Raw genomic sequence first — 15,108 nt, 5'->3', positions numbered from 1 at the left:
AGTACGTGCCAGACCTTTATAGAGAATTGCAAACCCAAACTTAAAGTACTTAAACCAGGTCGTGATCCAACGCGATCGCTGGCTGATCAATTGTTTTGGGGCAGAAGTTTTTCTGATCGTAAACAATTGCAAACTGGGCAAAAGGCAATCCTTTCACCACCCGCAATCAACCGTGCCTGGAGTACTTTATCAAATCCGGCGCCCCTGATATCAATATCTTTTAACATGCTTACGTAGAGCGCTGAATCAAATGCCATACCTGAGCCGGCAAGTGTTGCAGATGAACCGAGGTCAAAGATTACCCTCCCGTCATAAAAATGGTAATAAATATCCCGTGCCGCATCCAGGCATGCAATTGTGGTCTCCAGGTTTTTTGCCGACCTCAGGCCCTGTACTGCACGGAACCCCAGATCAAAATACCTGTTTAATTCATTGATCAGTTGCGGATGAGCGAGGTTATCGCTATCCATAATTAATATGGTCTGATGTTGACGCGTAAAATGCTCAATGGCATAAAAGTGTGATGCGGTATTGCTGGCTAAAATACGTTCGGGAAACAAAACTTTAACACGGTCATCAGTGAACATAAGTGCCTCCGATGGCTTACAGTTATCTGCAACCACATAGATATGAAAGTTGTCATAATCCATATCCAGGAGGGATTTAACAGCATCGGCTACAAAATCTACCTGCTCATAGGCCGTTAAGATAATTCCGTAATCCCTGTGATTGGATCCCGGATGGATAGGTTTTGCCGGGTTAACTGAAAACTTCCAGCATAAAAACAGAACCATTGGGAAAACAAGATAGAAGCAGATGACGACTCCCAGAATGTATAATACCCCATGTCCTATTGCAAACCACTCCATTATCCTTTAGTCTTAAAAAACTCCAGCTCACCCGAACCCATTTCGGCCATGTTAAGTATCCACCCCCTAAAAACGCCGCTTTCTTTAAGCATGGCAAGGTAGGCCTTTTCGTCTTCACTGATCGATTCTCCCGATTTAAACACCGCAATGGCATCATTTGTAAAAGAAAGCCATTCCCTCACCAGGCTACTGCCATTAATGGCGGCAACATCAATAATGATCAGGTCATAAATTGTTTTTGCCCGTTCCAGCTGGTCGCTGATCTGCTGTGCGCTTGCAAGTTCAGGAAGAGACCGCTCATTCCCCCGGTTGGTTAGCACGGAGATCGTTTCTTTCTGCATCTGTTGTGCAAATTGTTCTTTTTCCTGCAGAAAGTCTTCTACATAGTGTCTGCTACCCTGATCCGGACTCAGGGATGGGTGCGTAAAATTTCCGTCTATTAACAATACCTTTCTGTTTGTTTTTTCCCATGACCTGGCAAGGCACCGGGCAAAAAAGCTTTTCCCCTCTGACGGACCAAGGCTGGAAATTACAATGACCTTGTCCTGCATAGCCGACTCCAGCTCATACCTGATCGAACGTATACTGGCCCAAAAATCACGATGGGCCGGATCCTCCCAGGAGCTGTTCAGCGATTCAACCGGGGCCGGGAGCTTTGGAATTGTTCCAAGTACAGGCACCGAGGTTTGGGCGCCTAATGTTTTTGCATCAAAAATCCGGCTGTCGGCGATGAAAACTACAAATAGGGCCACAATACAGAAAACAAGACTCACAACGCCACTGAGCACAACCAGCGAAAATTTCTTCGATGGCTGCACAAGCCCGCCAACACCCATCTGGACAATATTCATTTTAGATTCAACCCCGGATTCCAGGTTACTCTGATTATATTTGTTCAGGATATCCAGATACTCTTTACTGGCAATATCAACACTCATCTCCAGGGTCTGTACCTCTGCTTCCTGTGGAACCAAATTACTAAAATCCCTGGTCAGTGCATTAATTTTATTTTCAAGAGAGTTGATTCCATAACGGGATAAATCCATCTGTATTTCCAGATTGATCTTTTGATTGACCAGCTCTTGTTTAGCATTCAGGGGATTGTTAATGTATTGATCAGAAGATTTGTTGATCTGTTCACTCAACTGATTTCTCAGTGAGTCATAACTGTTTTTATACCTTTCGTCCAGGTCATTTTTAAGGTAGAGGTCGTAAAGGCTGCTTAGTTCTGCCTTTGTTTCAACCAGGCCCTGGTTTACCTTAGAGAGCCTGGACTCAATATAACTCCGCTCTTTAGGATTAAACTTTGCATCGATTTCATTAAGCGCACCCGCATAAGAAGCAGTCTTCTCAACAGCTTCCTGTTTTTTGGTATCGTAGTCTAAGATCAGGGCATATAACTGCTTGGATTGTTCGGTAAGATTTAAGACCTTGTTTCTGATCTTATAATTCTTCAGTCTGGCCATCCTGGTAGCGAGGGTATCCGTTTTTTCGGTGAGCATATCCCTCAAAAAATTATTCGCCTTATTCTGCGAGGCTTTGATAAGCGAAATGTAACCTTTAATAAATTCTGCGGACAGGGTGTTCACAATGTAGGCGGCCAGCTCCGGGCTTTCCGCTTCAGACTGTACAGTAATGAAATCGCTTTCTCCGGAACGGAAGACCGATATTTTGTTTTTAAGCCCGTCAGCATCGTAATTCATGGATTTGAGCACTCTGGAGAGCCCCTCCTGGTCAGGAATGGTAAGATCAAGTTCCTCGCTGTTTTCGTATTTTTGACGATACACCTCAATGGCATGGGCAACGGCGTCTTTATTCAGCGTTTCAACCAGGTCACTTTTGGGCTTAAAAGGCTTTTTAGCGGTTAGATCGTGTATAATCAATAAATATGAAACCTGATTGAGTACCCTTTTCATACGGATCATTTCGATAAGATTGCTGAACTGCTGACGCACCTGCTCTCCCTGAACCGCCTCAATGATTACAGACTGCTGCTGTGTTTCATCAACAATCCCTGTTGAAATCTGCGCCTGGGATATGTATGAACTCTTTAGGTTCCGTACCAAAAATGCAGTGATGATAATGGTAATCAAGGGAACCAATATCAGTGCCAGACGGTAGCGTTTGACAAATTTCAAAAATTTATATCCTTCAGCCATTATTTTATTTCTTCCAACTTTTTGACCGTTAATTCCTCCAGTGATATTTTTGCATTGAGGTAGCTGGCTTCCATCTGGAGCTTAGCCTGCAGGGCATTACTTAATGAATTTGATGCGCTGTTGTACTCTGCAAAGGTTATCTCGGCCTTTTGATATTTGATTTTCATGTTCTCAAAATTACTCTGCGCGGTAATATACATATCGTTAATAGGTGCCAGCGATTTCTGAAACTGGAGAAGCGTAACATATCTGGATTTTACCTGGGCCTCTAACTGAAGATAATATTCTGCCTGATTAGACTGGGCAATTTTTAGCTGTTCTTTTGCTTTTTTGATCTGACTTGGCTTGGTGAGCAGAGAACCGGGGTTTATGGCAATACCAAACTGATACCCGGTAAGCAGATCAGCGGTCTGCAGATCTACCACGGTATTGCTTGTGGCCTGGTTTGAACGTGCCACATACTGAAACGACAGCGGCTCCAACCATGAAAGTCGCGCTCCGGAAAGGTCACTTTTGGCCACATTGATCTGGTTACCAAGAGAACCCACCCTCGGATAGTTGGCTTTTGCCGTAGCCACAAGTTTCTCCATATACAGGTAAGAAACTTCGCTTAAAATACTTTCCTGAGCGAGAACGCTGTTTAACTTAAGCAGGGTGAAGATAAAAAACACCATTAACGGCTTGAGTTGGTTTCTAATCATAAAACGAGTGCAGTAAAGGTCAAATATATGGTTATGATTTAAATTATGCTAATATTGTAAAGATAACCATAATTAAGATTTGTAATGAAATCACTCTTAAAAGTAGTAAAGGGGAATGATAGACTAAAAAAACTAGTGCACTGGATGATGATCCCGACCGGAGAGGCCCGCCCAAGAACCTGGGTAAGTCTTTTTTAAACCCTTTCTTTCATAAAAAAGGTAAAAACAGCCGCATCAGGTCAAGAACACGGTTGGATGTTTTGCCATTTAACCATTTCGAAATGGGCGATAACTCCATAATAGAGGATTTTTGTACCATTAATAATGGGGTTGGGGCCGTTTATATCGGAAACAGAACGCTCGTTGGCATGAGTAATGTACTTATAGGACCGGTAACTATTGGGGATGATGTGATTATGGCCCAAAATGTTGTCATCAGCGGCCTTAATCACTCCTACCAGGACATTAATCTTCCCATCTCCAAACAACCGGTTATTACATCTCCCGTCAAAATAGGCGAAGGCAGCTGGATCGCGGCAAATGTTGTGATAACAGCTGGAGTTACTATAGGGGTGCATACCGTGATTGCGGCGGGTGCCGTGGTTACCAAAGATGTTCCTGATTTTTGCGTTGCGGCTGGTAATCCTGCAAAGGTGATCAAACGCTATGATCCAAAAACGGAATTATGGTCTGGAACAAGTTAACGTATCAGTCTGCTTTATGGCAGACCTGGATTCTACCTTGCCGGAAATCAAAGGATTGCACTCTTTATTGGTTTGAGAAATATCAATAATTTCAGCGAAATATGCAATAGTGTGAAAATTTGCTTTTAACTTTGCAAGTTAAAGACCAACAAACTATTAATCCAAGTTTATGATAAAAATGTTACGCTTTCCGATAATATTCGTATTGTCTCTGTGTATCTTTAAAAACGCTTTTGCCCAGTTCCCTTATGTGGAAAGTTTCCGTAACGCTACCTCGCAGGGTATAATCTTTGGAGGTTCACCATCAGCTTTTCTAACCGCCGGTGGCAGCGGTTACAATGTAGCGACCTCCAGTCACACAGGGACTCCTCTGGATGCTAATGGAAACGGATACCTGAGGTTAACCAGCAATGTTCAAAACCAGAAAGGTTATGTCATCAATACGACCAATTTCCCTTCGGCCAACGGGCTTACGGTTACCTTTGAATATTATATCTACGGTGGTACAGGTGCCGACGGTATCAGTCTCTTTCTTTTCGATGCAAATGCAAATCCATTCGTCATTGGTGGCTTTGGCGGTTCGCTTGGATATGCGCAGATCACCACAACTACCCCTGTTTCTCCCGGGGTGAGCAATGGTTACCTGGCCATCGGCCTGGACGAATACGGTAATTTTTCCAATCCAACTGAAGGAAGGCAGGGTGGGGTAGGATTCAAACCTGGCTCCGTAACGCTTAGGGGCAAGGGAAATGGTGCGGCACTTACCTCTGGTAACTATAGCTACCTTACTACTGCTGAAGTAGAAAAATTCGGTTTCACGCTGGTAGGTGATGGAGGGCAACGTCAGCCCGATTCAACTAATGCCGGATATCGGAGAGTTTACATGGATCTGGCCCCACAACCGGCCGGAGGCTATAATATCACGGTGAAAGTTACACGTGGGGGAGCCAAGCCGATTACCACAACGGTGATTGAGAACTATTATTATGCTGAGGCAGCACCGGATAATCTCCGTTACGGGTTTGCATCCTCAACAGGTGACCAGACAAATTTCCACGAAATCAGACAGGTGCACATTGACGCGCATGATCAGTTCGGCTTAACAAATCCCCTGGCCAAAAATGATGCCTTAACGCTCTGTCAGGGAAACCAGGCTTTGGTAGACGTGACCGTTAATGATACGACAACAAACACAGGTGCAGTATTGAATAAATCGACCATTGATCTCGATCCTAACCAGAATGGGATACAGACGACCTATACCGTTTCAGGCAAAGGAACTTTCTCGGTAAATTCTCAGGGGAGTGTTCAATTCATACCTGAACAGAATCTCTCTGGTACGGTATCCGCAGCCTATACGGTAAAAGATTCATACGGAAGAACATCCAATCCGGCCACCATTTCATTAACTTACGTTACTGCACCAAATCAACCAGATGCGGGCACTGACCAGCTGATCAATATTTCTACTCCTACCACAACTTATGTACTGCAGGGCAATAGTGCCGGGACCAACAGTGGACTATGGACACAGTCATCAGGACCAACCGGAACATCGCTACTAAATGCGCAGCAGCCGAACACCACTATAAATAACTTAACCGGCGGCATTTACATATTCAAATGGACGTTAACTTCTCCGGGAGGATGTCAGCGCTCAGACGAAGTTCAGCTTATTGTTAACCATATCCCCGTAGCCATTAATGACACCATCACCACAAGCAGGGATACCAATATCCCAATCAGCGTACTTGGCAATGATACCGACGCCGATGGCAACTACACAATAAATCCCTCAACCATCATCATCAAAAGCCAACCCATGCACGGAACTCTTGTTGTTGATCCGGTTAGTGGCATCGTGAATTATAGACCTGCGGCTAATTATAGTGGCTATGATTCATTTGTATATACGGTAAAAGATAATTATGGTGCCGAATCCAATACAGCAATCGTAAACATCGCTGTAAATATCAAGCCTGTTGGCGTGGCCGATATGGCCAATACGACGACTGATCTGCCTGTAACCATACACGTAATGGATAATGATCCTGGCAAAGCGGGATCAATTGTTATCAAAAAACAGATCCGCTAAAGGGTACAGTAGTGCTCAATACTGATGGAACTTTTACTTACTCGCCTAATGCCGGCTTTAGTGGAAAAGACAGTTTTACCTACAGCATACAGAATAAAGAGGGGTTACAATCTGATCCAATTACCGTAACCATTAATGTGAAGCCTTCCGGCAATCCTGATGTGGCCGCTACGGTAGCGGGAAATCTGGTTACGATCCCAGTAAAGGAAAATGATCCTGCTAAAACCGGTACCACAATTTCCCTACAGCTTCCCCCATCGAATGGCAATGTAGGTTTTGACGCATCAGGAACCCCGGTTTATACTCCAAATCCAGGTTTTTCGGGAAAAGATACTTTTACCTACACCCTGAAGACCGCGGACGGACTTTCCTCGGACCCCATCAGCGTAACCGTCTCTGTAAAACCATTAGGCTCTCCCGATGCCTATACCACTCCTTTTAACCAGTCCGTTGAAATCCCGGTGAAAGATAATGACATTAGCAAAAACGGTACTACTGTGGTATGGGTAACGCCCCCTGCGCACGGCAATATAAGCTTAAACCCTACTACCGGACTACCGCTTTATGTACCTGGTACAGGCTTTAGCGGTCAGGATGTTTTTAGTTATGTCTTAAGGACTGCTGACGGCATTGATTCAGACCCGATAACCGTAACAGTAACAGTACGCCCGGCGATCGTAATAAATGCACCTGATATCAGCGTGGAAACACCGGTAAACGGCCCGAAAGTAATTGATGTTCCCATCCCATCAGGTGGAAAGATTACCATAACTGACCCTCCGAAGCATGGCAGCATAACTTTTGATCCCATCACTGGTCAACCGATTTACACGCCTAATCCGGGCTATTCGGGCCCTGATGAGTTCACTTATATCATTGTGGATAAAGACGGGAAACCATCTACTCCGGGTAAGGTTACTATTGTGGTGCTTATCCCAGGCAAAATCGGACTGGCTAAACGGTTAAAATCAGCACCTGTCCGAAATCAGGATGGAAGCTATACCCTAAGCTATTCATTTGTGCTGACCAATTTTGGCCAGATAGCCATAAGGGATCTTACTGTGACTGATGATCTGTTTGCAACTTTCAGGGGAAACACCTTTGAAGTGCAAAAGATCAGCGCAACCGGCGGACTCACCGCAAATAGTAGTTTTAACGGCTCCTCTAATAAAAATATGCTAACAGGGAGCAATACCCTTGCTAAATCTGCTTCGGGCACGATTGATATCGAAATCAGGGTATCTCTGGACAAGTATGACGGCAGTTTCAGTAACCTGGCTACTGCTGAAGGATTTTCAGTAAGTGATAACAGCAAGACTACAGATGTTTCAACGGATGGGACTAAACCAGATCCCATTACCGCAGGAGATGTCAGTCCATCGCAGCCAACCGTAATTAACCTGATCAGGGAAGATCTTTTCATCCCGGGAGGGTTTTCGCCAAACAATGACGGCATCAATGATTATTTTGTTGTAGGCAATACCAACGGGAAAAACATTAACCTGGACATTTTTAACCGCTGGGGAAATCTGATCTACCGGTCGAAAAGTTATCAGAACGACTGGAACGGAAAATCAACCGAAGGTATCCATGTCGGAGAAGAAGTTCCTGCAGGAACCTATTACTATGTTTTGACCATTGATGGAACGGATAGACGTGTGGGCTACATTACAATTAACAGATAAGATGAAAAGATATATTATAATTTTAATATTGTGCCTGCTTTTTATTAAAAGTTGGGGGCAGCAGGATGCTATGTATACACAGTATATGTTCAATACCCTCGCCATAAACCCTGCATACGCCGGAAGCAGGAACCTGGTGTCGGCAACTGCACTTTACCGTAATCAGTGGACAGGAATAGAGGGAGCACCCAGAACCGGTACCTTTAGTATTGATGCTCCTGTATTAAATAAAAGATTTGGCGTGGGCCTGCAGGTTTTTAGCGATAAACTGGGTATTACTCAAACCACGGGCGGTTCTGCAAGCGCTGCCTACCGGATAAGAATGGAAAAAGGAAGTCTGAGCTTTGGCCTGCAAGGCTCTGTTAGCCATTATAGTGCGAGGCTCAGCAGCGTTTTATTAAATTCAAATCCGGGCAATGATCCTGCATTTATGAATGATGCAAGTAAAACGCTTTTTAACTTTGGAACCGGAATATATTACAATTCGGACAAATTCTACCTGGGTCTTGCTGCGCAGGATCTGCTCAACAATAGCCTCAACAACGCTTCAGGTGGAGACAACCTTCAGGCCAGACAGGTTCCGCATCTTTTCCTGACCGCGGGTTATGTATTTCCACTTGCTGCAGACTTCAGGCTGAAACCTTCATTTTTGATCAAGGGCGTAAAAGGTGCCCCTTTAGAAGCTGACCTTAATGCAACACTATGGATCAAAGATGTACTGGCCATCGGAGCCGGTTACAGGACAAGCGCCGACATCAGCGCGCTGCTGGAAGTGCAGGTTAGCCCACAGATACGTATTGGCTATAGTTATGACAGAAGCACCACTGAGCTGCAAAACTTTAACTCTGGCAGTCATGAAATTATGCTCAGGTATGAATTCGGGTTTGAAAAAAACAAAATATTATCACCAAGATTTTTCTAAGTTATGAAACTTGACATTAAAGTAGCCTTACCAATATACCTCTGCCTTACTTTCATCCTGTGCTCCGCAACGCATGCCCAAAACAGTTCAGCTAACCAGAACGATCTGAATATGGCGCGTAAAAGTTTTAACTCGCTCGAATACGTCTCTGCAATAAGTAAACTAAAGAAAGTGCTGGCAAAAGATTCATCCAATCTGGAGGCAATAGAAATGCTGGCCTATAGTTTCAGGATGACCAAAAATTATCCCGGAGCACTGAAAACATATCGAAAGCTGACCGGACAATCAGCCATGAAGAACGAATGGGCATTATATTACGCCGAAAGCCTCGCTAACAACCAGCAGTATGAAGAATCGGAGAGGTGGTATAGAAAATATCTCTCCCTGGTACCTGTTGATAAAAGAGCAGCGGCTTTCGCATCCACAAACCTGTCTAAGATCAATAAAAACCCAAATCACTGGCAGGTAGGTTTTTTGAACATTAACACTCAGGCCTCTGAATATTCGCCCGCATTCTACAAAGAAGGTCTTCTGTTTTCAAGTAACAGGCAATCAGAAAATTTTTCAAAACACATTTTTAAATGGGACAATACGCCATTCAGCAAGTTCTATTACGTCAACAAACTCGCAGATTTAAAGGTAATTAACCCAGATAGCCTGATCAATTCAAAAAGTCGTGATAAACAGAAAATCAGATATAATGATGATGATACGCCAGAAACCAGTAATGATAACAACATCTTGTCTGCCTATACCGGCACCATAGAGAGAGATACCCTAAACCTCATTTATGGCCACAACAAACTAGTAAAAAAACTGGGTGGACTATTTAATAACAGATATCACACTGCGGCAGCGGCAGCATTTCCCGATGGATCAATCATTTTTACGGGAAACAATTATTTAAAAGGAAAAACCTCCAGGAGTGCCGATGGAACCATTAAACTGAAACTTTACACGGCGTATGGGCCTGATCTCAATTCAATCAAAGCGTTTCCATATAATAGCGATGAATATTCTACTGGTCATCCGGCGCTGACTCCTGATGGCAATATCCTCGTTTTTGCTTCCGACCGTCCTGGCGGCTTTGGTGGGACAGATTTATATTACTGCGTAAAAGCCGGGCATGGGGAATGGACGAGTCCGGTAAACCTGGGCAAGCTAATCAACACGGAGGGCAATGAAATGTTCCCAAGTTTTGACCACGATGGAAATCTGTTCTTTTCTTCAACCGGACTTGCCGGTCTTGGAGGATTAGACCTATTTCAGGTGCCACTCAAAGAAATGAAACCAACCACTTCGCCTGTCAACATGGGATCTCCAATAAACTCATCTAAAGATGACTTCGCACTCATTATAACCCCGGATGGTAAAAAAGGATATTTCAGTTCAAACAGGGAGGGAAATGACAATATTTATGAATTCAGGCGATCTTCCTATAAAATTATTCTACAGGGAACCCTTACAGATGCAAGGACCCGGATCCCCCTACCCGGAGGCCGTATCCTCATGCACCACCTTGATGGTAATGATACCATTAAAACGGATAACAAAGGGCGGTTTAGAAGAGAGCTCCCTGCGGAGACAGATTATGAAGTCACGGCTCAAAAACTAGGTTATATCAACAATATCCAGTTTACCACCTCAGTAGGGATCCAAAAGGATTCAGTGATTAATCTGGACATCAGGCTCAATAGAACGGAAAGTGCCCAGCAGTATGTCTTAAACCATTGCGACTCGCTAAAGAAAGTCTTTTCGGTAAAAAACATATACTATGATCTTGATAGATCAGAAATCAGACCTGATGCCAGGGGCGCACTTAACGAGCTCGCAGAACTGATGAGAAAATACCCGGAAATTACGATTATAACATCAAGCCACTGTGACAGCAGGGCATCTGAAGAATACAATAGAAACCTGTCTTTAAGGCGTGGTGAATCTGCTAAACAATATCTGGTTGCACGCGGAATACGCTCGGACCGGATCAAAGTGGAGTATTATGGGAAAACCCGGTTGGTGAATCGCTGCTATGATGGCGTCAACTGTTCAGAGGAAGACCAACAGCTTAACAGACGGACCGAATTTGATGTAATTCTACAGGGCGTTAATATCACCAGAGAGAACTGTGCAGACAGATAGAGAACAAAGGCGATAGCGTTGGGATCTGTAAATATTTATAAATCATTAAAAAGTTTTTCAGAAATGATTAGCTTTTTAATGATTGATAACAGCTAACACGATTGAAAGGGTTACACTTTTTCTCTTTGCTTCATCGCGGGGAATGTGGCGAGAAGGATGACCAGGTCCAGCCTTAAAGAATATTTTTTGGCGTAAAAATTATCAAGTTTCTTACGCTCCCGTTCAGACATTTCCCCTTTCCCACGCCTGCTTACCTGCCACAGACCAGTAAGCCCGGCAGGCGCCAGAAAGCGTAAAGCCCATTCATCAGAAGTTAGCGACTTTGCCTCGTAAAGCGGCAAGGGACGGTTTCCAACGAGAGACATATCTCCCCTGATCACATTGAAAAGCTGTGGTAGCTCATCTAAACTATATTTGCGTAAAAAAGCACCCACCCTGGTAACCCTGGGATCATCCTTTATCTTGATAAAGGTGGCTGGTGTACCATCACTGGGCGTATACTGGTTGAGTTCAGAAAGTTTGACCAAATCATCACTGCTTTGGTGGCGCATAGAGCGGAATTTAAAAAAATCAAATATTTTGTAGCCTGCCCCGACACGTTTGCTCCTGTATATTATCGGCCCTTTGGATTCTATGCGGATTAGAAGCGCTATAAGTGTAAATAAGGGAAGCAACAGGAGAAAAAAAGCATGAAATGCACAGGTCAAAAATCCGCTTTTTTACTGGAAAATCGGTCTTTAAACTGATTGCAGCAGCACCACTCACCCGGGGCTGAAAAGAGCGTAGCCGGATCAGGAATTTAATCCTGTTACAAAGATCATTTGCAGGAATTGGGGAAATATACAGATCTCCAACATTAAGCATCAGGGCAACCCGGGATAGATCCGGACTCGGTGAGGCAGATAAAAATATAATGACTATCTCCCTAAGCAAGCTGTTCAGCTTTAGTTTCTCTACAAACCTAAAACATTCACCACCTTCATCCACTTCTATCAAGATCGCATCCGGAAGACTCAGCAGGGTCTGCTTCGAAACATACTCTCCCAAAGTTGCAATTTCCTTTTGGGTTTCGACCCTAAAATGACGTTGAAGTTGCGGAAGGAGATCAGGAAGAAAGGCTTCTCCGGCATAGATAACGTGGGTATAATCACTATTAACTATTCCATTGGCCCGATCATCAGTTGACTGCATGGTTAGCTAATATGTTACTCATTGCTGTTTCGAGATCGAGTGGATTGAATGGCTTGGAAAAGTATGCATCAACTTTAAAAGGGATCGCGCTTATCTGAGTAGAAAGATCTTTGATCCCAGAAAGAATGATGATCGGAATATGCCTGTAAAGCCCGCTGATTTTTAGATTGCTGATGAGGTCAGATCCGCTCATGTACGGCATATTGATTTCCGAAATGATGATGTCAGGCATATTTCCCTTATGTAACCATTGCATCGCTTCCACGGATCCCGACTGCATTGAAAGGTCATATCGGTTTCCCAAAATCACTCCCAAAAAGTTTAGCATGTGTATTTCTGAATCAATTACCAGAATTTTTTTGAGTTCCATATTGTCGGTCTAGTTTAAACAAATTTAACCAGAACTTGTATAATAAAAAATACAATTAGTTTAATTATTACATTTATTGACATAGATCAAATAGAATATATCATTTCTGATACAAAATTCAGATTGGTTTTAATATTATTAGCTGGCTAATATGTCCGGCCGGGTTGGCGAACTGGAAGTGATGTATTTAATCTTCCTCAAAAAGAAGAATAAACTGAGTTAATAAACTCAATTAAAACAAGTCGCAGATCATTTCTTATTAATCATCTAAGCCTTTCAGAACGTTACGGACAGATATGAACAAATTGCATTTCTGCTGCCCGTGCCAAAAATTACGAAGTTCTTTTTTGCACGCTTTACCATAATTTTTTATATTAGGTTAATCAAAAGCGATGATAACCCAAATCAATCCCGCTGATTAAAAATCCCAAAAAATATTCCAAGTCCACCTTTACGCCACATTTACCCCACGTTTTAGCCACCTTCCGGCCAGGTTTGCCAGACACCTGCCTGCACACTGCTTAACACTTGCTTTGGTGGAGTAATGCCCCTGGTGGAGATCAGGTAAATCAAAGATTTGACTCGCTTTAGATCGGCAGGCTAACAATAGCTAAATAAAAGGGAAAGGGAAAGTTACCTTAAGGTATTGCTGGTATATAGCTGTGTCGGAACAGCCGGTTAAAGAAAACAATAAACGGCTGTCCGGATTTTTTTATCCCGCCCTGCCCCTGGAGTTAAGCATAGCATCTCTGGATACAAGAATAAACCGGGTTTATAAACTCAGTTAAAACGGGTCACTGATTTTTTTTCTATTATTAATCCATTAAGCCCTTCAGAACGCTACTGACAAACATGGTTGCTAGTGTGGTGTCATTTCGACCGAAGTGAGCCTATATCAAAAAGATTTACGCTGGTTCAAAAGGCAATTATATTTTGATACGTCGTTCCCAACCCGATAGCTATCGGGTTAATTGGGAATCCTAATGCTATTGCAGAGCGCTTTGAGGTTCACGCCTGCGCCTATCGTGTGGACACATCTTTTAAGTATTTTTAGGCGTTTTGCTAACTAACTTTAATGAAGCACGGATTATAACCAAGGACGTTGTCAATCCCAAGAGCCGGGGAAATCAAAAAAACAGGTGCACAACAGTAAAAATGGCAGTAATAAACCTGAAACGCAGTGGTTTTGTGTTCATAACCGATAATTTAATTTTTTAAAAAATATAGAACACAAACCCCGCAGGGCTCAATCAGACCAAAGAAAATACACACAATACCTGATTAAATGAAGTGTCACTGTTTTTTTGATGCGCATGAGATTGTGTAAAAGGCTCATTGCTGGATCCGATAGCCATCGGATGACAAAGCGCTTTGGGTACTTTGGCGCTCCAAAATGCGCAGCATTCTTGAACACAGCTAAAAACAACATTAACTGTGAAAAACTACCATGCCCCGCGGCATAGAGCGATAGAAGAATGTTATCATGAATTGTGTCCACACGATAGGCATGCGCGGGAATGACGCAGAACGAAATAAAATTATGGCCTTAAGTGCTGGATTTTACTTTTGATAAAGCCTCATTTTGCTAGGCTTCAGTCGAAATCAGGGTGATTCTTTTAAATCTTTAATTGATAGCATGGCCTATTGCTTTATTAATGCGTTGAAATGATCTTCGACTAGGCTCAGACCGGCATACAAAATAAATTTTACTTAAATTTAAACAACCGTCTATCATCAAGATAAAGTATCTTCAACCAAAATGTACGGCGAAAGCTAATGGCCATTTATTTACTAAGCTTTTTATTTCAACAAGCTCAAAAATTTTTAATGGTACCGAAGTATGCCGCTTTTATTTCAACAGCCTGCAGGCCATCTTCTACAAATCTTATCCTGAACTGCACCTCATCCGAGACATTAATTCCATGATCAGCGTTTACAGTAAAAAAAATTATATCCTGATCATGATCATCGATGATCTCACCAACTCCACTAGAGAGATCCATTTTTGATATCTTCCCAAACCTTAACATATTTCTCAACTTTACGTATGAAGTGGACAGCTAATAAAAACTGCTTAAAAAGACCGCATCATTTATCTGATGAAGCCTCAAACACGGGACAATAAAAATAAGAAAGCCATCAGATATTCATTATTAAGCATATTGTAAAGAGACACAATATATAATTTAACCTAAAAAGCGTTCAAAATTTAAAAAATAAATAAAATATTAACATCAAATCAACGACACACAGAAAAATCAGGCATCAAAATA

The 15,108-nt window shown here is 42.8% G+C and carries 12 protein-coding genes; 5 read left to right on the top strand and 7 right to left on the bottom strand.

The features are described from left to right. Positions 1-86: 86 nt before the first annotated feature. From ACQ86H_RS01935 to ACQ86H_RS01925, 3 genes are read right to left on the bottom strand one after another with little or no spacing between them, the layout of a single operon-like run. Complete coding sequence (locus tag ACQ86H_RS01935) at positions 87-869, bottom strand: glycosyltransferase (protein WP_431293680.1); 783 nt, start codon at positions 867-869, stop codon at positions 87-89. Next, complete coding sequence (locus tag ACQ86H_RS01930; RefSeq protein WP_138818913.1) at positions 869-3,028, bottom strand: GumC family protein; 2,160 nt, start codon at positions 3,026-3,028, stop codon at positions 869-871. Before ACQ86H_RS01930 ends, ACQ86H_RS01935 begins: the two co-directional genes overlap by 1 nt. Continuing rightward, positions 3,028-3,729 carry a TolC family protein gene (locus ACQ86H_RS01925; protein ID WP_138818914.1) on the bottom strand — a complete coding sequence of 234 codons (702 nt, stop codon included), beginning with the start codon at positions 3,727-3,729 and terminating at the stop codon, positions 3,028-3,030. The genes ACQ86H_RS01930 and ACQ86H_RS01925 overlap by 1 nt, the downstream gene beginning before the upstream one ends. A gap of 281 nt (positions 3,730-4,010) precedes the next feature. On the opposite strand from ACQ86H_RS01925, the gene ACQ86H_RS01920 reads away from it, so the two are divergent. The 5 genes from ACQ86H_RS01920 (at position 4,011) to ACQ86H_RS01900 (ending at position 11,274) form a co-directional block, all read left to right on the top strand. Then, on the top strand, positions 4,011-4,433 hold the full coding sequence (locus tag ACQ86H_RS01920; protein WP_431293679.1) for an acyltransferase: 423 nt from the start codon (positions 4,011-4,013) through the stop codon (positions 4,431-4,433). Positions 4,434-4,602: 169 nt separating this feature from the next. Next, entirely contained in the window at positions 4,603-6,528 is a 1,926-nt protein-coding gene (locus tag ACQ86H_RS01915; protein ID WP_431293678.1) for an Ig-like domain-containing protein, read from the top strand. A gap of 11 nt (positions 6,529-6,539) precedes the next feature. Then, positions 6,540-8,213 (top strand): Ig-like domain-containing protein, encoded by a 1,674-nt coding sequence (locus tag ACQ86H_RS01910; protein WP_431293677.1) that lies wholly within the window; start codon positions 6,540-6,542, stop codon positions 8,211-8,213. A gap of 1 nt (position 8,214) precedes the next feature. After that, the gene (locus ACQ86H_RS01905) at positions 8,215-9,135 is read left to right on the top strand and encodes a PorP/SprF family type IX secretion system membrane protein (protein ID WP_138818917.1); all 921 of its coding nucleotides are present in this window, start codon (positions 8,215-8,217) and stop codon (positions 9,133-9,135) included. Between the two features lie 3 nt (positions 9,136-9,138). Further along, entirely contained in the window at positions 9,139-11,274 is a 2,136-nt protein-coding gene (locus ACQ86H_RS01900; RefSeq protein ID WP_431293676.1) for an OmpA family protein, read from the top strand. Positions 11,275-11,384: 110 nt separating this feature from the next. On the opposite strand, the gene ACQ86H_RS01895 is transcribed toward ACQ86H_RS01900, so the two are convergent. The 4 genes from ACQ86H_RS01895 to ACQ86H_RS01880 form a co-directional block, all read right to left on the bottom strand. After that, complete coding sequence (locus ACQ86H_RS01895) at positions 11,385-11,948, bottom strand: sugar transferase (RefSeq protein WP_431295512.1); 564 nt, start codon at positions 11,946-11,948, stop codon at positions 11,385-11,387. Continuing rightward, complete coding sequence (locus ACQ86H_RS01890) at positions 11,845-12,465, bottom strand: hypothetical protein (protein WP_431295519.1); 621 nt, start codon at positions 12,463-12,465, stop codon at positions 11,845-11,847. The genes ACQ86H_RS01895 and ACQ86H_RS01890 overlap by 104 nt, the downstream gene beginning before the upstream one ends. Further along, complete coding sequence (locus ACQ86H_RS01885; protein WP_138818920.1) at positions 12,452-12,835, bottom strand: response regulator; 384 nt, start codon at positions 12,833-12,835, stop codon at positions 12,452-12,454. The genes ACQ86H_RS01890 and ACQ86H_RS01885 overlap by 14 nt, the downstream gene beginning before the upstream one ends. A gap of 1,814 nt (positions 12,836-14,649) precedes the next feature. Next, the gene (locus ACQ86H_RS01880) at positions 14,650-14,838 is read right to left on the bottom strand and encodes a hypothetical protein (protein ID WP_138818921.1); all 189 of its coding nucleotides are present in this window, start codon (positions 14,836-14,838) and stop codon (positions 14,650-14,652) included. Positions 14,839-15,108: the final 270 nt, after the last annotated feature.

Source organism: Pedobacter sp. P26, from assembly GCF_050632135.1.
GTDB lineage: Bacteria > Bacteroidota > Bacteroidia > Sphingobacteriales > Sphingobacteriaceae > Pedobacter.
This window is presented reverse-complemented; position numbering and strand designations above follow the sequence as displayed.

Excerpts from the sequence above, each read along its gene's own strand:
- ACQ86H_RS01915 (WP_431293678.1), top strand. The coding sequence starts at position 4,603 with ATGATAAAAATGTTACGCTTTCCGATAATATTCGTATTGTCTCTGTGT.
- ACQ86H_RS01920 (WP_431293679.1), top strand. The coding sequence starts at position 4,011 with ATGGGCGATAACTCCATAATAGAGGATTTTTGTACCATTAATAATGGG.
- ACQ86H_RS01935 (WP_431293680.1), bottom strand. The coding sequence starts at position 869 with ATGGAGTGGTTTGCAATAGGACATGGGGTATTATACATTCTGGGAGTC.
- ACQ86H_RS01880 (WP_138818921.1), bottom strand. The coding sequence starts at position 14,838 with ATGGATCTCTCTAGTGGAGTTGGTGAGATCATCGATGATCATGATCAG.
- ACQ86H_RS01905 (WP_138818917.1), top strand. The coding sequence starts at position 8,215 with ATGAAAAGATATATTATAATTTTAATATTGTGCCTGCTTTTTATTAAA.
- ACQ86H_RS01925 (WP_138818914.1), bottom strand. The coding sequence starts at position 3,729 with ATGATTAGAAACCAACTCAAGCCGTTAATGGTGTTTTTTATCTTCACC.
- ACQ86H_RS01930 (WP_138818913.1), bottom strand. The coding sequence starts at position 3,028 with ATGGCTGAAGGATATAAATTTTTGAAATTTGTCAAACGCTACCGTCTG.
- ACQ86H_RS01890 (WP_431295519.1), bottom strand. The coding sequence starts at position 12,465 with ATGCAGTCAACTGATGATCGGGCCAATGGAATAGTTAATAGTGATTAT.
- ACQ86H_RS01900 (WP_431293676.1), top strand. The coding sequence starts at position 9,139 with ATGAAACTTGACATTAAAGTAGCCTTACCAATATACCTCTGCCTTACT.
- ACQ86H_RS01885 (WP_138818920.1), bottom strand. The coding sequence starts at position 12,835 with ATGGAACTCAAAAAAATTCTGGTAATTGATTCAGAAATACACATGCTA.